The 24,345-nt window shown below is 69.7% G+C and carries 26 protein-coding genes and 1 tRNA gene; 12 read left to right on the forward strand and 15 right to left on the reverse strand.

The features are described from left to right. Positions 1-50: 50 nt before the first annotated feature. Complete coding sequence (locus tag AKH00_RS10605; RefSeq protein WP_050722660.1) at positions 51-431, forward strand: cold-shock protein; 381 nt, start codon at positions 51-53, stop codon at positions 429-431. Further along, on the forward strand, positions 415-1,194 hold the full coding sequence (locus tag AKH00_RS10610; protein WP_082297547.1) for a DUF3027 domain-containing protein: 780 nt from the start codon (positions 415-417) through the stop codon (positions 1,192-1,194). Before AKH00_RS10605 ends, AKH00_RS10610 begins: the two co-directional genes overlap by 17 nt. Positions 1,195-1,281: 87 nt before the next feature. Here the strand turns inward: AKH00_RS10610 and serC are convergent, their stop codons facing one another. Continuing rightward, positions 1,282-2,394 (reverse strand): phosphoserine transaminase, encoded by a 1,113-nt coding sequence (serC, locus tag AKH00_RS10615; protein ID WP_050722661.1) that lies wholly within the window; start codon positions 2,392-2,394, stop codon positions 1,282-1,284. A 98-nt stretch (positions 2,395-2,492) separates the two neighbouring features. Between serC and AKH00_RS10620 the strand changes: the two genes are divergently transcribed. The 4 genes from AKH00_RS10620 to AKH00_RS10635 all read left to right on the forward strand — a co-directional run bounded on the left by AKH00_RS10620 (position 2,493) and on the right by AKH00_RS10635 (position 5,188). Next, positions 2,493-3,194: a metal-dependent transcriptional regulator gene (locus tag AKH00_RS10620; RefSeq protein ID WP_050722662.1), complete on the forward strand. Its 702-nt coding sequence runs from the start codon at positions 2,493-2,495 to the stop codon at positions 3,192-3,194. Positions 3,195-3,509: 315 nt separating this feature from the next. After that, on the forward strand, positions 3,510-4,253 hold the full coding sequence (locus AKH00_RS10625) for a M23 family metallopeptidase (protein WP_050722663.1): 744 nt from the start codon (positions 3,510-3,512) through the stop codon (positions 4,251-4,253). A gap of 327 nt (positions 4,254-4,580) precedes the next feature. After that, positions 4,581-5,078: an HNH endonuclease gene (locus tag AKH00_RS10630; RefSeq protein WP_050722943.1), complete on the forward strand. Its 498-nt coding sequence runs from the start codon at positions 4,581-4,583 to the stop codon at positions 5,076-5,078. Between the two features lie 36 nt (positions 5,079-5,114). Next, a tRNA-Arg gene (locus AKH00_RS10635) sits at positions 5,115-5,188 on the forward strand. 18 nt (positions 5,189-5,206) lie between these two features. Here the strand turns inward: AKH00_RS10635 and AKH00_RS10640 are convergent. The 8 genes from AKH00_RS10640 to idi form a co-directional block, all read right to left on the reverse strand. Beyond that, positions 5,207-7,393 carry an MMPL family transporter gene (locus AKH00_RS10640; RefSeq protein ID WP_050722664.1) on the reverse strand — a complete coding sequence of 729 codons (2,187 nt, stop codon included), beginning with the start codon at positions 7,391-7,393 and terminating at the stop codon, positions 5,207-5,209. Between the two features lie 91 nt (positions 7,394-7,484). Then, on the reverse strand, positions 7,485-8,360 hold the full coding sequence (locus tag AKH00_RS10645; protein WP_050722665.1) for a prenyltransferase: 876 nt from the start codon (positions 8,358-8,360) through the stop codon (positions 7,485-7,487). Then, entirely contained in the window at positions 8,357-8,725 is a 369-nt protein-coding gene (locus AKH00_RS10650) for a lycopene cyclase domain-containing protein (RefSeq protein WP_050722666.1), read from the reverse strand. Before AKH00_RS10650 ends, AKH00_RS10645 begins: the two co-directional genes overlap by 4 nt. Continuing rightward, positions 8,722-9,066 carry a lycopene cyclase domain-containing protein gene (locus tag AKH00_RS10655; protein WP_050722667.1) on the reverse strand — a complete coding sequence of 115 codons (345 nt, stop codon included), beginning with the start codon at positions 9,064-9,066 and terminating at the stop codon, positions 8,722-8,724. Before AKH00_RS10655 ends, AKH00_RS10650 begins: the two co-directional genes overlap by 4 nt. Beyond that, entirely contained in the window at positions 9,066-10,661 is a 1,596-nt protein-coding gene (crtI, locus tag AKH00_RS10660; RefSeq protein WP_050722668.1) for a phytoene desaturase family protein, read from the reverse strand. The genes AKH00_RS10655 and crtI overlap by 1 nt, the downstream gene beginning before the upstream one ends. Next, positions 10,658-11,563, reverse strand: coding sequence for a phytoene/squalene synthase family protein (locus tag AKH00_RS10665; RefSeq protein ID WP_050722669.1), 906 nt, complete (start codon positions 11,561-11,563; stop codon positions 10,658-10,660). The genes crtI and AKH00_RS10665 overlap by 4 nt, the downstream gene beginning before the upstream one ends. After that, entirely contained in the window at positions 11,560-12,639 is a 1,080-nt protein-coding gene (locus AKH00_RS10670) for a polyprenyl synthetase family protein (RefSeq protein WP_050722670.1), read from the reverse strand. The genes AKH00_RS10665 and AKH00_RS10670 overlap by 4 nt, the downstream gene beginning before the upstream one ends. A 2-nt stretch (positions 12,640-12,641) precedes the next feature. Further along, positions 12,642-13,163, reverse strand: a complete 522-nt coding sequence (gene idi / locus AKH00_RS10675) for an isopentenyl-diphosphate Delta-isomerase (RefSeq protein ID WP_050722671.1) — start codon at positions 13,161-13,163, stop codon at positions 12,642-12,644. A 97-nt stretch (positions 13,164-13,260) separates the two neighbouring features. Between idi and AKH00_RS10680 the strand changes: the two genes are divergently transcribed. Continuing rightward, complete coding sequence (locus tag AKH00_RS10680) at positions 13,261-13,905, forward strand: MarR family winged helix-turn-helix transcriptional regulator (RefSeq protein WP_082297548.1); 645 nt, start codon at positions 13,261-13,263, stop codon at positions 13,903-13,905. A 1-nt stretch (position 13,906) separates the two neighbouring features. On the opposite strand, the gene AKH00_RS10685 is transcribed toward AKH00_RS10680, so the two are convergent. Beyond that, positions 13,907-14,263, reverse strand: coding sequence for a histone-like nucleoid-structuring protein Lsr2 (locus tag AKH00_RS10685; protein WP_050722672.1), 357 nt, complete (start codon positions 14,261-14,263; stop codon positions 13,907-13,909). Positions 14,264-14,347: 84 nt separating this feature from the next. Next, positions 14,348-15,205, reverse strand: a complete 858-nt coding sequence (locus AKH00_RS10690; RefSeq protein WP_050722673.1) for a LuxR C-terminal-related transcriptional regulator — start codon at positions 15,203-15,205, stop codon at positions 14,348-14,350. A gap of 110 nt (positions 15,206-15,315) precedes the next feature. Here AKH00_RS10690 and AKH00_RS10695 point away from each other — a divergent pair, with 110 nt between their 5' ends. Together AKH00_RS10695 and AKH00_RS10700 are read left to right on the forward strand one after the other, a co-directional pair. Then, positions 15,316-15,663, forward strand: coding sequence for a DUF485 domain-containing protein (locus tag AKH00_RS10695; protein WP_050722674.1), 348 nt, complete (start codon positions 15,316-15,318; stop codon positions 15,661-15,663). Further along, positions 15,660-17,267, forward strand: a complete 1,608-nt coding sequence (locus tag AKH00_RS10700; RefSeq protein ID WP_050722675.1) for a solute symporter family protein — start codon at positions 15,660-15,662, stop codon at positions 17,265-17,267. Before AKH00_RS10695 ends, AKH00_RS10700 begins: the two co-directional genes overlap by 4 nt. Positions 17,268-17,352: 85 nt before the next feature. On the opposite strand, the gene AKH00_RS10705 is transcribed toward AKH00_RS10700, so the two are convergent. Next, the gene (locus AKH00_RS10705) at positions 17,353-17,868 is read right to left on the reverse strand and encodes a methylated-DNA--[protein]-cysteine S-methyltransferase (RefSeq protein WP_050722676.1); all 516 of its coding nucleotides are present in this window, start codon (positions 17,866-17,868) and stop codon (positions 17,353-17,355) included. 197 nt (positions 17,869-18,065) lie between these two features. On the opposite strand from AKH00_RS10705, the gene AKH00_RS10710 reads away from it, so the two are divergent. Both AKH00_RS10710 and AKH00_RS10715 read left to right on the forward strand, forming a co-directional pair. Further along, positions 18,066-21,785: a DEAD/DEAH box helicase gene (locus AKH00_RS10710; RefSeq protein WP_152926156.1), complete on the forward strand. Its 3,720-nt coding sequence runs from the start codon at positions 18,066-18,068 to the stop codon at positions 21,783-21,785. Beyond that, positions 21,778-21,993 (forward strand): hypothetical protein, encoded by a 216-nt coding sequence (locus tag AKH00_RS10715; RefSeq protein ID WP_050722678.1) that lies wholly within the window; start codon positions 21,778-21,780, stop codon positions 21,991-21,993. Before AKH00_RS10710 ends, AKH00_RS10715 begins: the two co-directional genes overlap by 8 nt. 22 nt (positions 21,994-22,015) lie before the next feature. On the opposite strand, the gene mscL is transcribed toward AKH00_RS10715, so the two are convergent. From mscL to AKH00_RS10725, 3 genes are read right to left on the reverse strand one after another with little or no spacing between them, the layout of a single operon-like run. Next, entirely contained in the window at positions 22,016-22,441 is a 426-nt protein-coding gene (mscL, locus tag AKH00_RS10720; protein ID WP_050722679.1) for a large conductance mechanosensitive channel protein MscL, read from the reverse strand. Positions 22,442-22,484: 43 nt separating this feature from the next. Then, positions 22,485-22,796, reverse strand: coding sequence for an FmdB family zinc ribbon protein (locus AKH00_RS17665; RefSeq protein ID WP_082297549.1), 312 nt, complete (start codon positions 22,794-22,796; stop codon positions 22,485-22,487). A gap of 15 nt (positions 22,797-22,811) precedes the next feature. Next, entirely contained in the window at positions 22,812-23,408 is a 597-nt protein-coding gene (locus tag AKH00_RS10725; protein ID WP_050722680.1) for a 5-formyltetrahydrofolate cyclo-ligase, read from the reverse strand. A 40-nt stretch (positions 23,409-23,448) separates the two neighbouring features. Here AKH00_RS10725 and galU point away from each other — a divergent pair, with 40 nt between their 5' ends. Next, complete coding sequence (galU, locus tag AKH00_RS10730; RefSeq protein ID WP_050722681.1) at positions 23,449-24,336, forward strand: UTP--glucose-1-phosphate uridylyltransferase GalU; 888 nt, start codon at positions 23,449-23,451, stop codon at positions 24,334-24,336. Positions 24,337-24,345: the final 9 nt, after the last annotated feature.

Raw genomic sequence — 24,345 nt, forward strand, 5'->3', positions numbered from 1 at the left:
GCATCCCGTGCGGCGATCCAGCTCCACACCGACTCAGCGAGGTTTCTCCCATGCCCACCGGCAAGGTCAGGTTCTACGACGAAGACAAGGGTTTCGGCTTCATCGCCTCCGATGACGGCCAGGACGTCTTCCTGCATGCCTCGGCGATGCCCGCCGGCACGGCTGTGAAGGCCGGCGCTCGGGTCGAGTTCGGTGTCGCCGACGGCAAGCGCGGTCTGCAGGCGCTGTCGGTGCGCGTGCTCGAGGCACCGCCCAGCCTGTCGAAGGCCAAGCGCAAGCCCGCCGACGACATGGCGATCATCGTCGAGGACCTGGTGAAGCTCCTCGACGGCATCGGCGGCGACCTGCGCCGCGGTCGCTATCCGTCCTCCGGCCACGGTCGCAAGATCGCGGCCGTCCTGCGCAAGGTCGCCGATGACCTCGAAGCCTGACGTCGACCCGCGTCTCGTCGAGGCGCACGATCTCGCACTCGAGGCCCTGCGCGAGATCACCCCCGAGTCCACCATCGGACCCGCAGCCGGCTATCTCCCCGAGGAGGACGGCTCGGTCTCCCTGCGTTTCGAGAACCGGCTCGCGGGCTACCCCGGCTGGTACTGGACGGTGACGGTGGCGCGCGTCGACGACGAGGAGCCGACCGTGCTCGAGGTCGAGCTCCTGCCCGGTGACGGCGCGCTCCTGGCACCGGAGTGGGTGCCGTGGGCCGAGCGGCTGGCCGAGTACCGTGCGCACCAGGCGGAGCTCGCCGAGCAGGCCGCGGTTGTCGCCGCCGCCGACGACGAGAGCGCCGAGGACGACGTCGACGACGAGGACGAGATCGACGACGAGATCGACGACATCGACGAGGACGAGGATGAGGATCTCGAGGACGACTCCGAGGAGGACGACGACCTCGACGACGATCTCGACGACGAGCTGACGAGCGAGCCGCGCCCCGTGCACGGCGGCGACCTCGACGGCGTGGACATCGACGAGCTCGACGACTCCGCGGACGACTCGGATGACGACGACGATTCGGAAGACGACGCCGATTCCGACGACGACTCGGATGACGACGCCGATTCCGACGACGACTCGGACGACGACACCGATTCCGACGACGACTCGGATGACGACGCCGACTCCGACGAGGACTCGGATGACGACGCCGATTCCGACGACGATTCGGAAGAGCTCGTTTCCGACGACGAGGAGTGAGTCTCCGCGAGAGCGAATCGGACGAACAATGAGAAGAGGAGGCCGCGCGATCGCGCGGCCTCCTCTTCTCGTCTGCGGATGCGCTGGTCAGGCGTCCCGGTTCTCCAACACGAAGTCGAGTGCCCGGGTGAGCTGACGGACGTCGTCCGGGTCGATCGATACGAAGGTCGCGACGCGGAGCTGGTTGCGGCCGAGCTTGCGGTAGGGCTCGGTGTCGACGATGCCGTTCGCGCGCAGGGTCTTCGCGATCGCTGCGGCGTCGACCGATTCGTCGAAGTCGATTGTGACGACGACGGGGGAGCGGTCCGCGGGGTCGGCCACGAACGGCGTCGCCACGTCGGAGGCCGTCGCCCAGTCGTACAGGATGCCGGAGGACTCGGCGGTCCGCGCGCCCGCCCAGGCGAGTCCGCCGTTCGCGAGGATCCAGCTCAGCTGGCTGTCGAGCAGGTGCAGCGTGGTCAGGGCCGGGGTGTTGAGGGTCTGGTTCAGGCGCGAGTTGTCCACGGCGTTCTTCAGGCTGAGGAACTCGGGGATGTAGCGGTCGGAGGCCGCGATGCGCTCGATGCGCTCGATCGCGGCCGGGGACACGGCCGCGAACCACAGCCCGCCGTCGGAGCCCAGGTTCTTCTGCGGGGCGAAGTAGTAGACGTCGGCCTGCGCGGCGTCGAAGTCGATACCGCCGGCGGCGCTCGTCGCATCGATCACCGTGAGCGCGCCCTCCGCGGCCATGCGCGAGATCGGTGCGCTGACACCCGTGGAGGTCTCGTTGTGCGGCCATGCGTAGACGTCGACGTCGGGGAGGACCTCGGCCACGGTGCGCGTGCCCGGCTCGGCCTTGCGCACGTCGGGGGTGGTGAGCCACGGAGCAGCGGCCGCGGCGGCGAACTTGCCGCCGAACTCGCCGAACACGAGGTTCTGGCTGCGGCGCTCGATTAGGCCGAAGGCCGCAGCATCCCAGAATGCGGTGGACCCGCCGTTCCCGACGATGATCTCGTACCCATCGGGGAGGCGGAACAGCGCGGCGAGCTGCTCGCGGACGCTGCCGACGAGGTTCTTCACCGGCGCCTGTCGGTGCGAGGTCCCGAGGAGGGTGGGGCCCGCGGCGAGCAGGGCGTCGAGCTGCTCGGGGCGCACCTTCGATGGGCCGCATCCGAAGCGGCCGTCGACGGGCAGGAGGTCACGGGGAATCTCGATCGGCATGCGTCGATTCTAGGCCGTGCCCCGCGCGGTGTCGGCCGCGTGACGCCCCGATGTCCGTGCGGGAATGTAGGCTTGCCTAAGAAGACCCGGAGGGCGACATGACCGACTTGATCGACACTACGGAGATGTACCTCCGAACCATCCTCGAGCTCGAGGAGGAGAACATCGTGCCGTTGCGCGCACGGATCTCCGAGCGCCTCGGCCACTCGGGGCCCACGGTCTCGCAGACGGTCGGCCGCATGGAGCGGGACGGCCTCGTGGTCGTCTCCGAGGACCGCACGCTCGAGCTCACCGACTCCGGCCGTCGCAAGGCCGTCGACGTGATGCGCAAGCACCGTCTCGCCGAGCGTCTGCTCTCCGACGTGATCGGGCTCGACTGGGCATTCGTGCACGACGAGGCGTGCCGGTGGGAGCACGTCATGAGCGAGCAGGTCGAGCGTCGTCTCGTCGAGCTGCTCGGCCACCCGACCGAGTCGCCCTACGGCAACCCGATCCCCGGTCTCGACCAGCTGGGCGATGCCCCTGCCCGCACGTTCGACGAGGGCGTCATCGGCCTCGTCCAGAAGCTCAACGCCGCGGGCGCCCCGGTCGAGGGGACCGTGCGTCGCCTGGCCGAGCCCGCGCAGGTCGACCCGGAGCTCCTCGAGCAGCTCCGCGACGCCGGAGTGGTGCCGGGCGCCAAGGGCGACTACCGCTTCAACGAGGGATACGTCCTGATCCAGATGGAGGGCAAGGACGACGGTCTCGAGCTGCCCGTCGAGCTCGCCTCGCACATCTTCCTCGTGGGCGAACCCGCCTGATCCTCCGGGTCGTGGCGGCGCTGTCCGGCGATTGCCAGGTTCACAGGGTGACAGGACCGTTATCTTCCGGTAACCTCGGACGGGTCGTCGGCGAGAAGCCCGCGGACGATACCCCTGGGGATTCGCCTTTCCGGCTCGTCGTCCTCGCGGGTGGAATGCACAACGTACCCGAGATACACACGTGCCCCGAGAGCAGAGTGCCGACGAGCCGACGCCACTGCGCGTGAGGCGCAGGAGGATCACGTTTTGGTCAAAGACATCCAGTCCGCGAACACACCTGAAGATCGAGCAGTCGCCCCGCGCACCCGTCCGCGGGTGAGCGCGCGCACCGTCGTCAAGCCCCTGCGCTCCGTCGCCATCTTCGGCGCGGTCGGGGCTCTCGTGGCCGCCGTCGCACTCCCCGCCTACGCGAACTCCCAGCCCGCGGAGTCCGCTGCCACCGTGCAGCAGCTCGCGGCCGTCGATGCCCAGTCGCTCGTGGTCGCCTCGCAGGCGACCGCCGCACCGCTCGCGCGCGGAACCTTCAGTGCGACGACTCCCGACGAGATCGAGAAGAAGAAGGCCGAGGAGGCTGCGGCCGCTCGCGCGGCAGCGGCGGCGCAGACCGCATCCGCCGGCAGCCGGACCTTCGACATCGGCAACTACGCGCTCGTCTCGCCCGGTTCGGGCGAGGTCCGCTATCCGCTGCCGCAGGGCTCGTACAGCGTCAGCCGCACGGTCGGCGGCGCGCACAACGGCGCCGACATGCTCGCTCCGCAGGGCACCCCGATCTACGCCGCGGCCGCGGGCGTCGTGCGTCAGTCCGCCGAGAGCATCGGCGGCTACGGCGTAGCCGTCATGATCGACAGCGTCGTGGGCGGACAGCGCGTGCAGACGACCTACGGTCACATGACCTACGGTTCGCGTCAGGTCCAGGCGGGCGAGACCGTGGCCGCCGGCCAGCTCATCGGCTTCGTGGGGAGCACCGGTCGTTCCACCGCCAACCACCTCCACTTCGAGGTCTGGGTCAACGGCGGGCTCTACGAGCCGATCGCCTGGCTCGCCGCGAACGCGGGCTGAGCCGCCCGTTCGACGTGGACGCGCGGTGGACACGCCTTCGAGTGTTCACCGGGAGTTCGGCCCCGAGGCCGCTGTGATGGGTTAGCCTGAACCCGTTGTCGCAGAGGCGGGAGAGGCTGATGGATCGAATACCGAGCATCCGCACCATGGATGCCCTCGGTCGTCACGTCCTTCAGCATCGTCCGCAGGGGCGCCGCGGTGCAGCCGCGCGCATGAGGCGCTGTCAGTAGACAGCGCCTTTTTTCGTCCCTGCGAACGCTTCCCCTCGGTGGCTTCGTGTGAGTCGAGAGTGCCGGGAAGCCGTCCCGGCGGATCGAGAGGATGGCGATGCGCACACTGGTACTGAACGCGGGATACGAGCCCCTGGCGATCGTGTCGTTCAAGAGAGCACTGGTCCTGGTCATGAACGACAAGGCGACCGTGATCGAACACATCGAAGACGATCCCGTGTGGGGCAGTCACGGGGTGTACGACCGTCCCGCCGTCATCATCCTCTCGCGCTATGTGCGCATCCCCGTGAGCAGACGCGTGCCGGTCACGCGTCGCGGGGTGCTGCGCCGCGACGACCACCGCTGCGGTTACTGCGGCAAGGCCGCCTCGACGATCGACCATGTGCTTCCGCGGTCGCGCGGCGGTGCCGACTCGTGGGAGAACCTCGTGGCCTGCTGCCTCCGCTGCAACAACGTCAAGAGCGACCGCACCCCGCAGGAGATGCGCTGGCAGCTGCGCTTCACACCGCGACCGCCGCACGGCACCGCCTGGACCGTGCGGGGGAGCGAGCGCAGCGACCCGCGGTGGGAGCCGTATCTGGCCCTCGCGGCGTGAGGGGCGGGCGAGTGGTCTCCCGTAGACTGGGATCACGCCTTCGTAGCTCAGCAGGATAGAGCAGCCCTCTCCTAAAGGGCAGGTCGCTGGTTCGAATCCAGTCGAGGGCACTCACTCCTGCGGTGCGGTCAGTCGCGTCCTCTCCGCCACAGCTTCGACGGCCACCAGATCACCTTGCCGAGATCGTAGGCGAGCGCCGGCACGAGCAGCGACCGCACGACGAAAGTGTCGAGCAGCACGCCGAACGCGACGATGAACGCGAGCTGCACCAGGAACAGGATCGGGATCACCGACAGTGCCGCGAACGTCGCCGCGAGCACGAGACCCGCCGAGGTGATCACGCCGCCCGTGATGGACAGTCCGCGCAGCACTCCCTCGCGCGTCCCGTGCGCGAGCGATTCCTCCCGCACCCGCGTCATCAGGAAGATGTTGTAGTCGATCCCGAGGGCGACGAGGAAAACGAAGCCGTACAGGGGGACGGCGGGGTCGGCGCCGGGGAAGTCGAACACCCCGTTGAACACGAGCGCCGAGACGCCCATCGCGGTGCCGAACGACAGCACGGTGGTGAGGATGAGCAGCACCGGAGCGAGGATCGAGCGCAGCAGCAGCATCAGGATCAGCATGATCACGACCAGGATCACCGGGATGATCAGGGTGCGGTCGTGGATGGACGCGTCGTTCGTGTCCACGGCGGTCGCCGTCACTCCGCCGACCAGGGCGTCGTGCTGGTGCAGCTCCGCGCGCAGGTCGCGCAGCGCGTCCGCCGCGGCATCCGAGTCCGCCGCTTCGGTGAGCGTGCCCTGCAGCAGCACGTCGCCGTCGACGACGGTCGGCTCCGGCGCCGCGGAGCCGGGCGGGCCCACGGCGGTGATGCCGTCGGCCGTGACGGGCGCCGAGCCGCTCGGCGAGTCCGCAGCCGTCACCGAGACGCCGTCGATGCGGTCATCGGCGAGCAGCACGTCGGCGGCCTCCTGCAGGCGGTCCTCGGCGACCACGACGTACACCGGGCTGCCCGAACCTCCGGGGAAATGCTCGCCCAGCGCGACCTGGCCGTCCCGAGCTTCCGAGGCGCCCAGCACGAGGTCGGACTGCGGCACGCCGTTCGCGTTCAGCTGCAGCACACCCGAGGCGCCCGCGAGCAGCACGAGGGTCGTGGCGATCCAGATCACCCGCGGCCGCTTCGTGATGAGACCGGCGAGGCGGGCCCACAGCCCGGTCGTGCGCATGCCGTGCTCCTCGGCCACGACCTCGGGCTCGAAGCGGGGCCGCCGCGGCCAGAACACCGCCCGCCCGAACAGCAGCAGCAGCGCAGGCAGCAGGGTCAGCGCCGACAGCATCGCGAACACGATCCCGATCGCCGCGACCGGACCGAGGGTGCTGTTGGACTTGAGGTCGCTCAGCAGCAGGCACAGCAGGCCGGCGATCACGGTGCCGCCGGAGGCGACGATCGGCTCGACCGACCCCTTCCACGCGGCCAGCAGCGCCGCGCCCTTGTCCTGCGCGACGCGCAGCTCCTCGCGGAACCGCGCGACGAACAGCAGCGCGTAGTCGGTCGCCGCGCCGATCACGAGGATGAACAGGATGCCCTGGGTCTGGCCGCTCAGCAGCAGCACCTCGAACTTCGCGAGCCACCACACCACGAGCAGCGCGACGCACAGGGCGAACAGGCTCGTCGAGAGCACGACGAGCGGCAGCAGGAACGAGCGGTATACGAGCACGAGGATCACGAGCACCGCGAGCAGCGCGACGCCCAGGAGCAGGCCGTCGATCCCGGCGAAGCCGGCCACGAGGTCGGCGCTGAAGCCCGCAGGTCCCGTGATGTACACCGCGACGCCGTCGGGGGCCGCGGCGCGCAGCTCCTCTCCGAGTGCGGTCACGGTGTCGGCGAGCTCGGCGTCGCCCGAGATCGGGATGAACGCCTGCACGGCCTCGCCGTCATCGGACGTCAGTGCCGGGGACACGTCCGCGCTGACGCCCTCGACCGAGGGGGCATCCGCCACGGCATCCGATATCGTCTGCAGCTCGGCGTCCGTGAGGGATGCATCGCCGACGAACACCGCGATCGCGGGGATCGTGTCGCTGTCGCGGAAGTCCGCGAGGAGCTTCTGCACCTGCGTGGCGTCGGAGGAGTTGGGCAGGTAGCTCGTCTGGTCGTTCGAGGAGACCTCGTCGACCTTGCCGAACAGAGGTCCGCCGAGCCCGGCGCCGACCAGCCAGACGAGGATCAGGGCGACGGGCAGCAGGACCCGCATCCAGGAGTGCCGACGGGATCGCTCTCGCATCTGGGGGATCTGATCGGTCGCGGGGCGGGACATCGAAGGCCTCTCGGTGCTGCGGGTGATTCGGGGAATGCGGGTGATTCGGGGATGCGGGAGATACGGGGAATGCGGGGGAGGGATGCCGGGGTCAGGAGACCCAGGCGAGGATGAGGATCATCGTGGCGAGGAAGCCCGCGATGTAGTTGAGCGCGATGAACCGGCGCCACGCGCGGTTCGTCGAGGCCGAGGTGTCGTCGGTCACGGTCCACCACGGGGCGGCGTTCACGATGTACGGGACCGCGAGCACCGCCGCGAGAGGACCGGGCCACGAGGTGAAGAGCATCGCGACGCCCGCGAGCACCCACAGGCCGATCGCGAGACGCACGGTCGCGCGAGCACCGATCACGGTCGCGATCGAGCCGATGCCGCCCTCGCGGTCGGGCGCGATGTCCTGCACCGCGCCGAAGGCATGCGCGGCCATCCCCCACAGGAAGAACGCCACGAGCACGATCACGAGGGTCGGGGTGATGGCGGCGCCCGCGAGCGCGAGGCCCACGATCGCCGGAGTGACGAAATGCAGGCTCGAGGTGGTCGAGTCGAGGAACGGCCGCTCCTTGAAGCGCAGGCCGGGTGCCGAGTACGCGATCACGGCGAACACGCTCACCGCGAGCCAGATCCACGACGCCGGATTCCCGACGATGACGAGGTAGATCAGGAAGGGGAGGTTCGACAGCACGGCGGCCCACAGGGTCGCGCGGTGGATGCGGGGAGCGAGCAGCGCGCCCTCGATGCCGCCCTTGCGCGGGTTCGCGAGATCGGAGGCGTAGTCGAACACGTCGTTGATGCCGTACATCGCGAGGTTGTACGGCACGAGGAAGTAGAGCGTGCCGATCACGAGCGTGAGGTCGACCTCGCGCGTCGTCAGCAGGTAGGCGGCCGCGAACGGGAAGGCGGTGTTGATCCAGCTGATCGGACGCGAGGACAGGAGGATCTGTGCGGCGTCGTGCGTGCGAGAGGTGCTCATCCGCTGTTCTCCTCGTCGGTCGTCGTCGCGCTCTCTCGGTCTCCGACCCCGACCTGCGCGTCGCGTCGGGCGCGGAGCAGCATCCACAGAGCCGGAAGCAGCACGGCGCCGGCCAGCGGGTAGGCGAAGTCCTCGATCGGCGCGAGGCCGATGTGCACGTCGAGCAGGTGGCCGGTGGAGTAGTGGAAGAGTCCGCTGGCGATCATCACGGTGTCGAACACCGCAGTGAGGACGAACAGGACGGCGATCGTGACGGCGATCGCGGCCGGTCGCGCGCGGCGACCCCGGGGCGTCGCGAGCGTCAGCGCGATCGCGGCGACGATCGCGGCCGCCGTGAACCAGGCGGACAGCTGAAGATAGGTCATGGTGTCCGGTCCTCCCGCGCGCGACGGTGCAGCGCGTCGAGCACGCGGACGGCTCCCGTGAAGACGACCATCGTGCACACCACGAGGAAGACCAGGAACACCGGCTCCTCGAGCGGCAGCTCGGGCGCCAGCAGGATGCCCGTCGCGATCACGCCCTCCCCGCGGAAGAAGATGCCTCCGGCGATGCCGGCGACGTCCCACGCCAGGAAGAACACGAGTCCGACGAGCACGACCACGGATGCCGCGAGTGGATCCCGCCAGAAGAACAGACGGAACCTCCAGTCCAGGAGCAGCATGCATCCCAGGGTGACGAGGAGAGCCGCGAGGTAGACGAGGCCCATCACGCTGTCCCGCTCGTGGAGCGGACGGGAACCGGGAGCGGGCCGCCGGAGTGGTCGCCTCGGATGCGCTTGAGCACGATCTCGGCGCTGATGAGGCACATCGGCACGCCGACCCCCGGCGCCGTCGTCCCGCCCGCGTAGTAGAGGCCCGAGACGTGGCGCGAGGCGTTATGGGCTCGGAACATCGCACTCTGCGACAGGATGTGCGCGGGCCCCAGCATCCCGCCGCGCCAGGAGTGGTAGTCGTCGCGGAAGTCGGCGGGTCCGAGCGTCTCGCGCACGACGATGCGCTCGCGGAGGTCGTCGATGCCCGCCCATGCGGAGATCAGATCGATCGCGGTGTCCGCCGCGCGCTCCACGAGCTCCGAGCCGCCGCCGTCCGATCCGCCTGCGCCGATTCCGACGTCGGCGGGGATCGGCACGAGGACGAAGAGGTTCTCGTGCCCCTCGGGCGCCACAGTCGGGTCGGTCGCGCTCGGGCGGCACACGTAGGTGGATGCGGGGGAGGGGATCGCGGGATGCTCTCCGAAGATCGCGTCGAAGTTCGCATCCCAGTCATCCGTGAAGAACAGCGAGTGATGGGGGAGCTCGGGCAGCGCGCCCTTCACGCCGAGCATGACGAGCACGGCGCCGGGGCCGCTCGTACGCCGCTGCCACCACGACTCCGGATAGGTGCGCAGATGCGGCGGCAGCAGCACCGTCTCGGTGTGATGCAGGTCTGCGGCCGAGACGACGAGGTCGGCCTCGATCGCCCGGGCGCTGCCATCGGCGGCGCGCCACTCCACGCCGGAGACCGCCGTGCCGCGGCCGGCACCCCTGGTGCGGATCGCCGTGACCTCGGCATCCGTCACGATCGTCGCGCCCGCGTCGATCGCGGTCTGCGCGATGCGCTCGATCACCCGCCAGAAACCGCCCTGGGGGTAGCTGACGCCCTCGTCCAGATCGAGCGCGCTCATGAGGTGGTACATCGCCGGCGCGGTGCGCGGATCGGTGCCGAGGAACACCGCGGGGTATCCGAGGAGCTGCCGCAGCACAGGGTCGCGGAAGCGCCGAGCCGCGAAGGACTCCAGCCGCGTGCCCAGCAGGGTGGCGAGGCGGGGGAGCGCGCCCAGCACCTCGCGCGCGGCGAGCGTGCGCAGACGCGTGAAGGGGTTGTAGAGGAAGTACCGCTCGGCCATGGTGCGCGCGTCGTGCGCCGAGTCGAGGTAGTCGGCGAGCCGTGCCGCGGCGCCCGGTTCGCGCGACTCGAACAGCGCGGAGACCGCGGCGCGCCCGGTCGGGACGGTGATCGGCTCGGTGGTGCGCCCGTCGGCTCGGGGTGCGCGGAAGACGCGATACCCGGGATCGAGGAGTGCGAGATCCAGCTGCTCTTCGGTCGACGTGCCCATCATGGCGAAGAAGTGGTCGAAGACCTCGGGCATCAGGTACCAGGAGGGACCGGTGTCGAAACGGAAGCCCTCGCGCTCGATCGTGCCCGCGCGTCCGCCGACGCGGCCGTTCTTCTCGAGGATCGTCACCTCGTGGCCGTCGCGCGCGAGGAGACCTGCGACCGCGAGGCCTGCGACGCCGGCGCCGATCACCACGACCCGGCTCATCGGTCGCGCTCCGTCGCGGTCACGAGCACGGCGCGCGCCGCGAGCAGCGCCTTGACGGGATCGGGCACGCGGACCCGCCTCTCGTAGAGCGTGGCGGCCGGGGTGCGGGCGACGCGGCGCATGAGGGCCTCGAACAGGGCGTGGGCACTGCGCACCGCCGCTCGCGCGTCCTTCGGGAGCAGCGGGATCGACCGCCGCGCGTCATCGAGCTGCCCGCGGATCGTGCGCACCCACTCGTCGCGGTCCGCGTCGGTCAGCCGCCCCGACTCCGCGAGATACCCGCGCTGCAGGCGGTCCGTGTCGTCGGCGAGATCGCGCAGGAAGTTCACGTTCTGGAACGCCGCACCGAGCTGACGCGCGCCGTGCTCGAGCGCTGCGCGTTCCTCGTCCGACCGCGTCTCCTCGTGCAGGAACACCCGCAGGCACATCAGACCGACGACCTCGGCCGACCCGTACACATAGCGCTCGTGCGCGTCGGCGTCGAACGCCGTGAAGTCCGACGGCGCGGAGATGTCGGAGGCCATCGAGTCGAAGAAGGGCTGCGTGAGGTCCTCGCCGATGCCGCACTCCCTGGCCGTGCGCGCGAAGGCGTGCAGGACGAGGTCGGTGCTGTAGCCCTCCCTCATCGACCGGTGCGTGGCCGCGATGTACGACTCCAGAGCCGCGGACTGGGCGGAGGCATCGAGTCCCGCCTGCGCCGCGACCCCGTCGACGATCTCGTCGGCGATGCGGACCATGGCGTAGATGTTGCGCACGTGCTGGCGGTGACGCTCGCCGAGCAGACGGGTGGCGAGGCCGAAGGAGGTCGAGTACGCGCGGATGACATCGGTGGATGCCGTGTCCGCGGCGCGGCTGAAGCGGCCCAGACCCTCTGTCGACGACTCCTCGCGGTCGGCGCTCATGCCTGGCGGCCTTCCAGTCGGGTCACGGTGTGCAGGATGGCCCCCGCCGCGTCCGGGCCGATGTCGCCCGACAGCTCGGCATCCGCCAGCAGCGAGTGCACGGCGTCGAGCTGGTCGCCGACCAGATCGATCGCGAAGCCCTCCGCACCGCATTCCCGCAGCAGATCGCGGATCTCCCCTGCCTCCTGCAGGCTGAGATCGGATGCTCCGAAGCGGCGCGCGATGCGGGGCCAGGCGGCGGTCGAGCGGGCGTACGCGATGATCGCCGTCTCCTTGCCCTCGCGGAGGTCGGAGAACGCGTCCTTGCCGTGCGCCCGGTGGTCGCCGAACACGCACAGCAGGTCATCCTGCAGCTGGTAGGCGAGGCCGATGTGACGCCCGACGCTCGTGAGCGTGCGCTCGGCATGCGGTGAGGCACCTGCGAGCAGTGCCGCCGCGCGCAGCGGGAGGGAGAACGAGTAGGTCGCGGTCTTGTACACGCTCATGCTCAGCACGGTGTCGAGCTCGGGGGCGACGATCCCGTGGCTCAGGGCGACGTCGGTGTGCTCCCCCGCGACGGTCTCGAGGATGGTCTGCTCCATGAGCTCGAGCAGCCCGAGGCGAACCTGCTCGGGGACGTCGGCGCGGGCGAAGCCCATCACGGCCGCAGTGAGCAGCAGGTCTCCCATGAGGATCGCGCTCGACCGCGCCCAGTGCAGGGCACCGTCCTCGGTCGCGCTCGGCGCGCTCGCCGCGAGCGAGCCGATGAGGTTGGGGCGACGGCGACGCGTGAGGTCGCCGTCGATCACGTCGTCGTGGAGCAGGAAGGCGTAGTGCAGCAGCTCGATGTGCGCGGCGACGTCGATCGCCGCGAGGGGAGGGTCGGCCTCCGTGTCGTCCGTGAGAGCGCGATGGATGTCGAGGAGCAGCCGCGGGCGCACGAGCTTCCCGCCCAGGGAGTGATCGGCCGCCGCGCGCCAGAGCGCGGCGAACTCGGCGCCGTAGCGCTCGGCGTGATCGCCGTGATGCGTGAACCGCCGACGCAGTGCCTCCTCGATCCGGATCCCCATGTCCTCGTGGATCGCCGTCGGCGACATGGTCAGACCGCCCCGCGGGAGCGGAGCAGGGGCAGCTGCTCGACGAGCCAGGGGCTGAAGGCGAAGGGCGTGGCCGCGACGGCGGTCGCGAGTTCACCCGGATCGACCCAGGCCCATTCCGCGACTTCCTCGTCGGCGGGCGCCAGCGGCCCGTCAGCCCGGGCGACGTGCACGGGGCAGATCTCGTTCTCGACTATCCCGCTGGCGTCGACGGCGCGGTACCGGTACTCGGGGAGAACGAGGGAGATGTCGGCCAGCTCGAGGCCGAGCTCCTCGCGGGCTCGCCGCTCGACGGCATCCGCGATGGCCTCGTCCGGGCGGGGATGCCCGCAGAAGCTGTTTGTCCAGACTCCGGCCCACGTGCGCTTGGAGAGCGCGCGGCGTGTGACGAGGAGGCGGCCTGCGTCATCGAGGACGTAGCACGAGAACGCGAGGTGGAGGGGGGTGTCGGTCGTGTGGACCTCGTCCTTCGAGATCACTCCGATCGCGTGTCCTTCGGGGGAGAGGAGGGTGACCTCGTCCATGCGGTGTTCCTCCTCGGTCTCGCCGGCGTCATGTCATTTTCGCTAGCTTGGCTAATTATCAACATAACATGAATCCAATGGTGTGTAGCATGATGGCATGAACGACGGAGTCGGCGCCAGCCCCTTGAGCGGGGTGGCAACGAGCGCGCCCGCGGCCGGCGACGCGATCTCCCCGGACGGACTGGCCCACGCGGCCATCTACGACGTCGAAGCGAGCGATCCGCGCAGCGTCCTGATCGACCGCACCGGTGTGGCGCCTGCGGACCTGCGGCAGATCGCAGAGCTCATGGGAGCGCTCGGTGAACTGCGCGACGCCGAGCAGAAGCTGTCGCTCGCGTCGCGGCGGTACATGCGGCTCAATGAGACCGACATGAGGGCACTGCACTATCTGATCGTGTGCGCGAACCGCGGGGCAGTGGCCACACCGGGCGGCATCGCGACGCACCTCGGCATCTCGACCGCATCCACGACCAAGCTCCTCGACCGGTTGGAGAAGGGCGGCCACATCGTACGCTCACCGCATCCGACGGATCGTCGCGCGCTCGCGATCACGATCACACCGGAGACCCGGCGCGCGGCCATGGAGACGGTCGGCGCGCAGCAGGCGAAGAGGTTCTACTCGGCGGCGCGGCTGTCGGCTGAGGAACGCGATGTCGTGATCCGGTTCCTCACCGACATGGCGCAGGAGATCGCGCTCCGGGATGAGCCGTGGGCCCAGGCCGGAGACGCGACCTCCGAGTGAATCAATGCGCGGCGTTGTACGCCTCGACGACCGGCGCGGGGATCCGGCCCCGCTCAGACAGCGAGTATCCGTTGTCGTTCGCCCACGCACGGATCGCCGCGACCTCGGGGTTGCGCGAGGCGCGCTTGCGCGGCGCTCCCGATCGGGAGGACGACCGCGGAGCGGCGGCCGAGCCGGCGCGGCGGCCGGCCGTGATGTACGGCTCGAATGCCGCACGCAGCTCCTCCGCGTGCGCCGCATTCAGGTCGATCTCGTAGGAGGTTCCGTTGAGCGAGAAATGCACGGTCTCGCCTTCGCCGACTTCCAGTACGCTGCCGTCGATGTCATCGACCAGCTGATGCACAATTCTTTTCGCCATGCACAAGACAATACCGCCGACGTCGAAATGCGCCACTCACATTTCGCCGCAATTCGTTTCTCGTCAGCGGATCGAATATGCGCTTCAGGGCAGAAGCCCTGCTCGCCGCGCTTTCGCGACCGCGGCGTGCCTCGTCGACGCATCGAGTTTCGACATCGCCGTGCCGAGGTACGCCTTGACGGTCCCCTCGCGCAATCCGAGCTGCGCGGCGATCTCGGCATTGGTCGCGCCGAGGGCGGCGCACGCGAGCACGTCTGTCTCCCGTCGCGACAGGTGCACGGTCGGGACGGGGCCGGTCGAGACAGCGGGAGTGTCCCCCGCGAGGGCCACGAGGCGGCTCTCCACCTGCGCGATCCGCGCGCGCAGCCCTGCGTCGTCCACCGATGCGGCGATGCTGCGGAGCTCCGCGAAACTCTCCCGCAGCTCCTCGCGCTGCTGCGGCGCGACCCCGTCGGTGACCGGCGTCGCCTCGCGCAGGCGCCGGGAGACCTCGTCGCGGATCCGGAGCTCCTCCGCCACGGACTGCGCGACGCTCATGGCCGGGGCCGTGGTGACACCGTCCTCGGGTGTACGGTCCCAGGCGCCGGCGTAGAGGACACCTCGGGGCCGACCGGCTACCACGATCGGCAGAGCGAGTAGCGTGCGCAGTCCCTCACCGAGCACGAAGACGTCGTAGTCGTGCGTGATCTGCTGGGAGGAGCCGTAGTCGTTCGTCATCCTCGGCCGCAGCTCGATCATCGCGCGACCACCGAGACCGCGTTCCGGCCGAACCCGCAGCCCGTCGAGGCTGTGCGTGCGGTTGCCGACGATGCTGGTGACGCTCACCACGCCCTCGTCGATCAGGCCACCGAAGGCGACCGGGAATCGGGTGCGCTGAGCGAGCTCGCGCACCGCCCTGGCGACGAGCTCCGTCTCGGATTCGATCCCGGCCACAGTGCTCACGAGTACCTACTTTCGGGGGTGACGACGCCGTTCCCCGTTTCGTAGCGTCGACCCTACCACTCGCTCGGCGCGACCGGGCGGGCCCGACGACCATGAGGCAAGGAGGCCCCATGACCGACCACACAACGGGCGATTCGGCAGGTGCGATCGATTACGTCGCCGTCGAGGAGTCGCCACGATTCCGCACTCTCAAGAGAACCCAGAGATCGTTCATCTTCCCTCTCGCCGCGTTCTTCCTCGTCTGGTATTTCGTCTATGTGCTGCTCGCCGCATTCGCGACCGATTTCATGTCGCAGCGGGTCTGGGGTGACATCACCGTGGGCCTGCTCTTCGGACTCGGACAGTTCGTGACCACGTTCGCGATCACGATGGGATATGTCGCTTTCGCGAATCGCAGACTCGACCCGATCGCCAGTGAGATACGCGAGGAACTCGAGAAGGCGCAGGAGGGAGCATGAACGTCGAGAGCAATCCGATCCTCAACATCTCGATCTTCCTGGCCTTCGTCGCGGTGACGCTCTTCATCGTGATCCGCGCGAGCCGCAACAACAAGACCGCGGCCGACTACTACGCCGCCGGGCGCTCGTTCACCGGGCCGCAGAACGGCTTCGCAATCGCGGGGGACTACCTGTCCGCGGCATCCTTCCTCGGCATCTGCGGTGCGATCGCCATCAACGGCTACGACGGCTTCCTCTACTCGATCGGGTTCCTCGTGGCCTGGCTCGTGGCACTGCTGCTGGTGGCCGAGCTCATGCGCAATACCGGCAAGTTCACGATGGCCGACGTGCTGTCGTTCCGTCTCAAGCAGCGCCCCGTGCGCATGGCCGCCGCGATCACGACCCTCGCCGTGTGCTTCTTCTATCTGCTCGCGCAGATGGCGGGAGCGGGCGGTCTCGTCTCGCTGCTGCTCGGCATCGACGGACGGGTCGGGCAGTCGATCGTGATCGCCGTGGTGGGTCTGCTCATGATCCTCTACGTGCTGATCGGCGGCATGAAGGGCACCACCTGGGTGCAGATCGTGAAGGCGTTCCTGCTGATCGGCGGCGCCCTCGCGATGACGATCTGGGTCCTCGCGATCAACGGCTTCAACCTCAACACGCTGCTCGAGGCCGCGGTCGCGAACTCCGACAAGGGCGAGGCCATCCTCGGCCCGGGGCTGCAGTACGGGGCGAACCCGTGGGACTTCTTGTCTCTCGGCATGGCCTTGGTGCTCGGCACGGCGGGTCTGCCGCACGTGCTGATGCGCTTCTACACCGTGCCCACGGCCAAGGAGGCGCGGCGGTCCGTGGTGTGGGCGATCTGGCTCATCGGCGGTTTCTACCTCCTGACGCTCGTGCTCGGGTACGGGGCCGGGGCGCTGGTGGGAGCCGATGTGATCGCCGCAGCGCCGGGTGGGCCCAATTCCGCCGCGCCGCTGCTCGCACTCCACCTCGGCGGACCGCTTCTGCTCGGGTTCATCTCGGCGGTGGCGTTCGCGACGATCCTCGCCGTGGTCGCAGGTCTCACGATCACGGCGGCCGCCTCGTTCGCGCACGACATCTACGCGAACGTCATCCAGAAGGGCAAGAAGGATGCCGAGGGGAAGCCCGTCGAGGCCGACCCGAACGCCGAGGTGCGCGTGGCCCGTCGGACGGTGATCGTGATCGGCATCCTCGCGATTGTGGGCGGGATCGGCGCGCAGGGGCAGAACATCGCCTTCCTCGTGGCTCTGGCCTTCGCCGTCGCGGCGTCCGCGAACCTCCCGACGATCCTGTACTCGCTGTTCTGGCGTCGGTTCACGACGCGGGGTGCGGTGTGGAGCATGTACGGCGGGCTGGGTTCGGCGATCATCCTGATCGTGCTGTCGCCGGTGTTCTCGGGATCGCCGACCTCGATGATCCCGGGAATCGACATCGTGCTGTGGCCCATGAACAACCCGGGGATCGTCTCGATCCCGCTCGGGTTCCTGCTCGGCTGGCTCGGCACGATCACGAGCCGCACGAAGGAATCGCGGACGCTCGCTGCGGAGATGGAGGTGCGCTCCCTCACCGGATTCGGCGCCGAGAAGGCGGTCGATCACTGACGCGGTCCCAGGCACGAGGACCCCGACGGCCTACACGTCGGGGTCCTCGTCGTCTCCGGTCCCTGCTGTCCGACGAGCACCGGCGTCAGCGGTGGCTCTCCAGGTCGAGCAGGTAGCGCTTGCGCTCCGGGTGCGCGCCATAGTGCCCCGGCGACCCGTCGGAGCGGACCACACGGTGCACCGGGACGATGATGGAGAAAGGGGTGTTGCGGCAGGCCGTGCCGACCGCGCGCGCCGCGCCGGGATGGCCGGCGAGGACGGCGATCTCGCCGTAGCTCACGGTCTCGCCCCACGAGATGGTCCTGATGGTCTGCAGCGCGTGTCGCGTGAAGCCCTCGGCGAGGCGCCAGTCGAGCGCGAGGTGCTCGTGGAACGCCACGGGGGCGCCGTCGAAGTAGTCGTCGAGCAGTGCCGTGAGCTCCCCGGCCGCGCCGGGGTCCGCCTCCGGCACTGCTCGGAGACGCTGTGCGACGCCCTCGAGCAGCCACGGGACGGACGGATCGTCGGCCTCGGAGAGGTCGAAGCGGACGATGCCCTCCTCAGAGAACACCGCGAGGGCGTCGCCGAAGGGCGTCGGAGCGAAGTCGTAGCGGAACGTCATGACTCCATCCTGGCGTTCCACCCTCGCGCTCGGACCTGCTCCGGGCGGTCGTTCCCGCAGCGGGGGAGAAGCCGACTCGACCGGTCGACTGTGAAGGGCGAGTCGTACGGGTGCCGCTGCGGGCGCAGAGCGGCGGAAATACGGTGAAACCCGCCCGGGATACCGCCGTCTCGCCGGGTCGCGCCTAGGGTGTGAGTGTGTGGCGACGTGAAGGCAGGTCTGCGGATGACGCAGCGACCGACGCCTCGGTGACCCTCGGCGAACTGCACGACTCCTTGTCGGGTGTCGACGTCGCCCACGCGGCAGAAGCCGAGCGCACCCGTCTGCGCGCCGAGGCCGCCGATCTCGGCGGCGCATCGCCCCTCGTGACGTTCCGCGACACAGTCGAGTCCGGCATCGACATCTCCAAGGCGCATCCGGGCAGTCTGCCCCAGTTCATCACCGGCAAGTCGACCCTCCTCTCCAACCTCTTCCGCGACGAGGTGGGCCTGCGCACCGCCCGTCTCGCGGCCGAGCGCATCACCGCCAAGAACACGGAGCTGCGCACCGTGCGCGGGATCGAGGCCGTGCATCTCGCGGTGGGAGTCGCCGGATGGCGCATCGGCGGCGCCGACTTCGCTGCCCCCGTCCTGCTGCGTCCCCTCGCGATCCGCCGTCACCACTCCGATTTCGAGCTCAAGCTGCAGGGGGCCTTCGACGTCAACCCCGAGCTCGTGCGCATCGCCCGCGAGCACTTCGGCATCTCGATCGACGCCGAAGCCCTCGCCGCACTGGCCTACGACGGCGGCATCTTCAAGCCGCAGCCCGTGATCGACAGCCTGCGCACCACGACGCGCTCGATCGACACGTTCACGGTGCTGCCGCGCCTCGTCGTCTCGACCTTCGCCGACGTCGGCGGGGCGATGTCGCGCGACGGATCGACACTCGACCACACGGTGCTCAACGCCCTCGCCGGACACGTAGGGGATCGCGAGCAGGTCTCCGCACGCCGTCCCGCCCCGCACCACACGGGTCCGGACGACCGCGCACCCGCCTCCGACAACCTGCTGCTGGACGCGGATGCCGAGCAGGAGGCCGTGCTCGCGCGCATCGCCGCCGGACATTCGCTGACGGTCGCGACGCTGCCGGGCACCGGTGGCACTCAGACCGTGATCAACGCCGTGGGGGAGCTCGTCCGCAGCGGCAAGCGCGTGCTCGTCGTCTCGGCGCGGCGCTCGACGCTCGACGGCGTGCGTCACCGTCTCGCAGGCATCGGCCTCGACAGCCTCGCGGTGTCGCCGGCCAGCGTGCGCCGCGACCTCGTGCGCGCCATCGTTCGCAACGAGAAGGCCACGGCCCCCAAGGTCTCCGACGTGGACGATGCGCTCGTGCGCCTCCGCACGGTGCTCCGCGACTACCGCCGCTCGCTCACCGCACCCGTCGCCGGCACGCAGGCCACGGTGCTCGATGCGACGCGCCACCTGACGCGGCTCGCCTCGCTGCCGCATCCGCCCTCCACGACCGCGCGACTGAGCGCCGAGACGCTGCGCCGTCTCGCGGATGACCGCGCCTCCGCCGGCGCCGCGCTCGCGCAGGCCGCGCGCCTGGGCGAGTTCCGCTTCGGGCCGGACGACTCGCCCTGGTACGGAGTCACGTTCACGAGCACCGAGGCGGCACGCGCGGCCCATCAGCTCGCCGGTCGCTTGAACTCCGACAGCGTGCCCGCCCTGCTCGAGCGCGGATACGCGCTGATCGCGCAGACGCACATGCGTCCGTTCGCGACGATCGACGAGCTGGGGGAGTACCTCCGGCTGCTGCAGGGCATCCGGGACTCGCTCGACCGATTCAGCCCGACCGTGTTCGAGCGACCGCTGGGCGAACTGATCCAGGCTCACGGCTCCCGGCGCGACGCGCCGGGGATGTCGAGCGCCACCCGTCGACGCCTCAAGCGGCTGGCCAAGGAGTACGTGCGCCCTGGCGTGCACGTGACCGAGATGCACGAGGCCCTGCTGCGGATCCAGACGCAGCGCACCCACTGGCAGCGGTGCGTCGATTCCGGCGTCGCGCCCGAGATCCCGCTCGGCCTCGGCGACGTGTACGTCGCCTGGCAGCGTGTCGCGGCCGAGCTCGCCGAACTCGACGCCGCGCTCGGACGTCGTGAGCCGCTGTCGACGCTCCCGGTCGCACGGCTCGTCCGCATGCTCGCGGGCCTGGCGGCCAAGTCCGACGTGTTCGACAACCTCGTGGAGCGCGCGCAGCTGCGCGATCGCCTGGCAGACCTCGGCCTGGAGCCCCTGCTCACGGAGCTCTCGGTGCGGCATGTCGCGGAGGACCGCGTCGGCGACGAGCTCGAGTTCGCGTGGTGGCAATCCCTCCTCGAACGCGCTCTGCAGGACGACCGGGCGCTGCTCGGCGCGAACACCGCCGTGGTCGATCGTCTCGAGCGCGACTTCCGCCTCGTCGACGAGGCCCACGCGGCGATGGCCGGTCCGTTGCTCGCGTGGCAGCTCGCGAACCAGTGGAGGATCGCGATCGTCGACGAGCCGCAGGAGTCGCAGCACCTGCGGCGCGCCCTCAAGCAGCCGACCACCACCACCGCCGAGATCGTCAGCTCCGCACCGACCCTGGTCGACGTGCTCGCGCCGGTCTGGATCTCGTCGCCGTACCTGGTGCCCGAGATCCCCGACTCCGTCGAGTTCGACACCGTGCTGCTCGTCGACGCCGCCGCGGTGAACCTCGCCGAGGCCGCGCCGGCGATCCGCCGCGCCCGCCAGGTCGTCGCGTTCGGCGACCCCGTGACGCAGCGCCCGACGCCCTTCCACGTCGCGGTCGACCCCGGAGCCGACTGGGAGCCCGAGGTCGAGTTCGACGACACCTCCGTGTTCGAGCGGCTGTCGGAGCTGTTGCCCGTCATGACCCTCACCCGCAGCTATCGCGCGGGAGGCGAGGACCTCGTCGAGCTCATCAACGACGCGTTCTACGGCGGCGAGATCGTGTCTCTGCCGTGGGCCGGCTCGTATCTCGGCCGAGGCAGCCTCACGGTCGACTACGTGGAGGGCGGTGTGGGAGCGCCGGATCCGATCTCCGGCGCTGTCGAGAGCCCCGACGCCGAGGTCGCCCGCGTGGTCACGCTCGTCGTCGAGCACGCGGTGCACCGTCCGGAGGAGTCGCTCATGGTCGTGACCGCGAGCCGACGTCACGCCGAGCGCGTGCGCGCCGCCGTGACCTCCGCGTTCGCCGGACGATCCGATGTCGCCGACTTCGTCGGGCGCGACACGGCCGAGCCCTTCGCGGTGCTGACGCTCGAGGAATCGGTCGCGGAGAGCCGGGATCGTGTGATCCTCTCCCTCGGCTTCGGCCTCACGAAGCACGGCCGCGTGCTCAGCGACTTCGGCGACCTGTCCACGCCTGACGGCGAGCGTCTGCTCACGGTCGGGATGACCCGCGCGCGGCGCTCGATGGTGATCGTGTCGTCGATCCGGCCTTCGTCGTTCGACGACGGCCGGCTCGAGTTCGGCGCCGCCACGCTGATGTCGATCCTCGGCGGCCTCGCCGTCCGCGGTCGGGAGGCCCGGCTCGAGGACCTCGCTGATCCGCTGACCCTCGCTCTCGCGCGGGAACTGCGCCGACTCGGAGCAGCGGTCGACGTCGACTACCGGGGACTGCTGCCGCTCGTCGCCCAGCACGCAGGCAAGGCGGTCGTGATCGAGTCCGACCCCGAGACCCGTGGGGAGTCGCTGCGCGAGACCCTGCGACTGCGCCCGCATGTGCTCCGCCGGCTCGGATGGCACTACGTGCGGGTGCACGCGTTCGACCTCTACAGCGACCCCGTGACCGCCGCGATGCGCATCGCCGGGGTTCTGGGCATCTCGCCTACGGCTGTGCGCGCCGAGGACGACACGCAGCCGATCGACATCGTCGATCCGCGCCATGACTGACGACTCGCATCGACCGGAGCGGCGGACGGAGCCGCGTCAGAAGGTCGAGCGCGTGCGGGGCGCGCGACGTGCGCGGCTCACCCCGGTGGTCGGCACCGATACGGCGCCGGAGACAGCAGAACGGCGGGAGCCCCCGGCATCCGGTCCGAAGGGCCCGAAAGGCCCGAACGACGATCGGATGCTCGGCGACGTCCCGCCGCACTACTGACGGATCCGCTCCGCGTCTGTCCTCAGTCGCGGGCGGCGTTGCGCGCGAGCAGATCGCGGATCTCGACGAGCAGCTCGGCCTCGGTCGCGGCGGCGGGCTCCTCCTGCGGCTCCTCGGCCGGGGTTCCCTTGCGTGCTTCGACATGCTTCTTGAAGGTGTTCATCGGCAGGACGAACACGAAGTACACGACCGCGGCGACCGCGAGGAAGCTGATGACCGCCGAGATGAGGTCCCCGAGAGGGAACACGACCTCGTTGCCGTAGATGTTCGTGACCTTCGGCCCGAACTGCCCGGTGGCGTCGGCCTCGAAGAACAGTGCGACGAGCGGGTTGATGATGCTGTTCACGATCGCGGTCACGATCGCGGTGAACGCGGTGCCGATGACGACGGCCACGGCCAGGTCGATGACGTTCCCGCGGAGTAGGAAGTCCTTGAAGCCCTTGAGCATGAGATTCTCCGTTCGGTCAGTGAGATCGGGGGATGGTCGGGGGTCAGGAGGACGAGGATGCTGCGGCCGGGGCCGCAGGAGCGCTGGACGACGAGCTCGACGACGCGCCGGAGGAGGACGAGCCAGACGAGGACGAGCCAGACGGCGACGAGCTCGACTCCTTCTTCGCGCCGGACCCGCCGCGCGAATCGGTGCGGTAGAAACCGGAGCCGTTGAAGGTCACGCCGATCGATCCGTACTGCTTGCGCAACTCGCCCCCGCACTCGGGGCAGACGGTGAGCGCGTCGTCGGAGAAGCTCTGGACGGCGTCGAAGGCATGACCGCACGAGCGGCAGGCGTAGGCGTAGGTGGGCATGGGTCCTCGGGGGTGTCAGCGTCGCTCGGGCGACAGGAGAAGGGTGCGGGTGGGGGTGACGACTCCCGTGACAGGCTGGTCGTGCACCTCTCTCGGCAGGGAGTCGAGCACCTCGGAATCATAGATGACCGCGTAGACGGGCGGGCACTTCTCCATGGATCCGATGGTCTTGTCGAAGTATCCGCGACCCCAGCCCATGCGCATGCCGGTGCGGTCGACGGCCGCCGCCGGGATGATCATGAGGTCCACGTCGTTGACGGCGATCGGTCCGAGGAGCTCTCCGGTGGGCTCGGGGAGGCCGTACATGCCCTCGGTGATCTCGTCGTCGTCGGTCGCGACGGCCCAGTCCAGCAGGCCGTCGGCCCGGGTGACCGGGAGCAGGACGCGTATTCCGCGCCGCACCGCGGCCAGGACGAAGTCGCGGGTTCCCGGCTCTGTCGTGGTGGACAGGAAACAGGAGATCGACTCCGCGCCGAGCTGGGCGACCAGCTCGTCCAGGCGCAACGCGATCGCGGAGGCGGCGCTCTCGCGCTGCGCATCGCTCAGCAGTTGACGCCGCTCGCGAAGCTCGGCGCGCAGCGCACGCTTCTCGTGCTCGACGTCGTTCGACATGCCTCCGAGTCTACGGCGGCGGCCCCGGTAGGCTGTGGAGATGGGCCACCACAAGATCAAAGCCGTCATCCCCGCCGCAGGACTGGGCACGCGATTCCTGCCAGCGACGAAGGCGATGCCGAAGGAGATGCTGCCCGTCGTCGACAAGCCGGCGATCCAGTACGTGGTCGAGGAGGCCGCGAACGCCGGGATCGAGGACATCCTTGTGATCATCGGCCGCAACAAGAACGCGATCTCCAACCACTTCGACTCCGTGCCGGAGCTCGAGGTGAAGCTCATGGAGAAGGGTGACACCGGTCGCCTCGAGCGTGTCATGAAGTCGAGCGACCTCGCCGACATCCACTTCGTCCGCCAGGGCGAGCCCAAGGGACTCGGCCACGCCGTGCTGCGCGCGCGCACCCACGTCGGCGACAGTTCCTTCGCGGTCCTCCTCGGCGACGATCTCATGGACGAGCGCGACCCGCTGCTGACCGAGATGATCGCCGAACACGAACGCACCGGCGCCGCCGTGATCGCCCTCATGGAGGTGGATCCGTCCAGCATCCACATGTACGGCGCCGCCGCCGTCGAGGACATCGAAGGATCGGATGCCGTGCGCATCACCGGTCTTGTCGAGAAGCCGGCGCAGGAGGACGCGCCCTCGAACCTCGCGATCATCGGACGCTACGTGCTGCCCGCTTCCGTGTTCGACGTCCTCGAGCGCACCGAGCCGGGCAAGGGCGGCGAGATCCAGCTGACCGATGCGCTGCAGGTCCTCGCGACCGACCCCGACGGGCCGGGCGTCGTCGGGGTGGTCTTCCGCGGGCGTCGCTACGACACGGGTGACCGCGTCGACTACATCAAGGCGATCGTCCAGCTCGCCGCCGACCGCGAGGATCTCGGCCCCGAGCTGCGTCCCTGGCTCAAGGAGTTCGCGGAACGCCTCTAGGCGCTGCGC

Origin of the sequence: Microbacterium sp. GCS4, from assembly GCF_001262495.1 — a bacterium.
GTDB lineage: Bacteria > Actinomycetota > Actinomycetes > Actinomycetales > Microbacteriaceae > Microbacterium.

What these genes read in the sequence shown, in the direction of transcription:
- AKH00_RS10605 (WP_050722660.1), top strand. Translation starts at nt 51, where the DNA reads ATGCCCACCGGCAAGGTCAGGTTCTACGACGAAGACAAGGGTTTCGGC.
- AKH00_RS10610 (WP_082297547.1), top strand. Translation starts at nt 415, where the DNA reads ATGACCTCGAAGCCTGACGTCGACCCGCGTCTCGTCGAGGCGCACGAT.
- serC (WP_050722661.1), bottom strand. Translation starts at nt 2,394, where the DNA reads ATGCCGATCGAGATTCCCCGTGACCTCCTGCCCGTCGACGGCCGCTTC.
- AKH00_RS10620 (WP_050722662.1), top strand. Translation starts at nt 2,493, where the DNA reads ATGACCGACTTGATCGACACTACGGAGATGTACCTCCGAACCATCCTC.
- AKH00_RS10630 (WP_050722943.1), top strand. Translation starts at nt 4,581, where the DNA reads ATGCGCACACTGGTACTGAACGCGGGATACGAGCCCCTGGCGATCGTG.
- AKH00_RS10640 (WP_050722664.1), bottom strand. Translation starts at nt 7,393, where the DNA reads ATGTCCCGCCCCGCGACCGATCAGATCCCCCAGATGCGAGAGCGATCC.
- AKH00_RS10645 (WP_050722665.1), bottom strand. Translation starts at nt 8,360, where the DNA reads ATGAGCACCTCTCGCACGCACGACGCCGCACAGATCCTCCTGTCCTCG.
- AKH00_RS10650 (WP_050722666.1), bottom strand. Translation starts at nt 8,725, where the DNA reads ATGACCTATCTTCAGCTGTCCGCCTGGTTCACGGCGGCCGCGATCGTC.
- AKH00_RS10655 (WP_050722667.1), bottom strand. Translation starts at nt 9,066, where the DNA reads ATGGGCCTCGTCTACCTCGCGGCTCTCCTCGTCACCCTGGGATGCATG.
- crtI (WP_050722668.1), bottom strand. Translation starts at nt 10,661, where the DNA reads ATGAGCCGGGTCGTGGTGATCGGCGCCGGCGTCGCAGGCCTCGCGGTC.
- AKH00_RS10665 (WP_050722669.1), bottom strand. Translation starts at nt 11,563, where the DNA reads ATGAGCGCCGACCGCGAGGAGTCGTCGACAGAGGGTCTGGGCCGCTTC.
- AKH00_RS10670 (WP_050722670.1), bottom strand. Translation starts at nt 12,639, where the DNA reads ATGTCGCCGACGGCGATCCACGAGGACATGGGGATCCGGATCGAGGAG.
- idi (WP_050722671.1), bottom strand. Translation starts at nt 13,163, where the DNA reads ATGGACGAGGTCACCCTCCTCTCCCCCGAAGGACACGCGATCGGAGTG.
- AKH00_RS10680 (WP_082297548.1), top strand. Translation starts at nt 13,261, where the DNA reads ATGAACGACGGAGTCGGCGCCAGCCCCTTGAGCGGGGTGGCAACGAGC.
- AKH00_RS10685 (WP_050722672.1), bottom strand. Translation starts at nt 14,263, where the DNA reads ATGGCGAAAAGAATTGTGCATCAGCTGGTCGATGACATCGACGGCAGC.
- AKH00_RS10695 (WP_050722674.1), top strand. Translation starts at nt 15,316, where the DNA reads ATGACCGACCACACAACGGGCGATTCGGCAGGTGCGATCGATTACGTC.
- AKH00_RS10700 (WP_050722675.1), top strand. Translation starts at nt 15,660, where the DNA reads ATGAACGTCGAGAGCAATCCGATCCTCAACATCTCGATCTTCCTGGCC.
- AKH00_RS10705 (WP_050722676.1), bottom strand. Translation starts at nt 17,868, where the DNA reads ATGACGTTCCGCTACGACTTCGCTCCGACGCCCTTCGGCGACGCCCTC.
- AKH00_RS10715 (WP_050722678.1), top strand. Translation starts at nt 21,778, where the DNA reads ATGACTGACGACTCGCATCGACCGGAGCGGCGGACGGAGCCGCGTCAG.
- mscL (WP_050722679.1), bottom strand. Translation starts at nt 22,441, where the DNA reads ATGCTCAAGGGCTTCAAGGACTTCCTACTCCGCGGGAACGTCATCGAC.
- AKH00_RS17665 (WP_082297549.1), bottom strand. Translation starts at nt 22,796, where the DNA reads ATGCCCACCTACGCCTACGCCTGCCGCTCGTGCGGTCATGCCTTCGAC.
- AKH00_RS10725 (WP_050722680.1), bottom strand. Translation starts at nt 23,408, where the DNA reads ATGTCGAACGACGTCGAGCACGAGAAGCGTGCGCTGCGCGCCGAGCTT.
- galU (WP_050722681.1), top strand. Translation starts at nt 23,449, where the DNA reads ATGGGCCACCACAAGATCAAAGCCGTCATCCCCGCCGCAGGACTGGGC.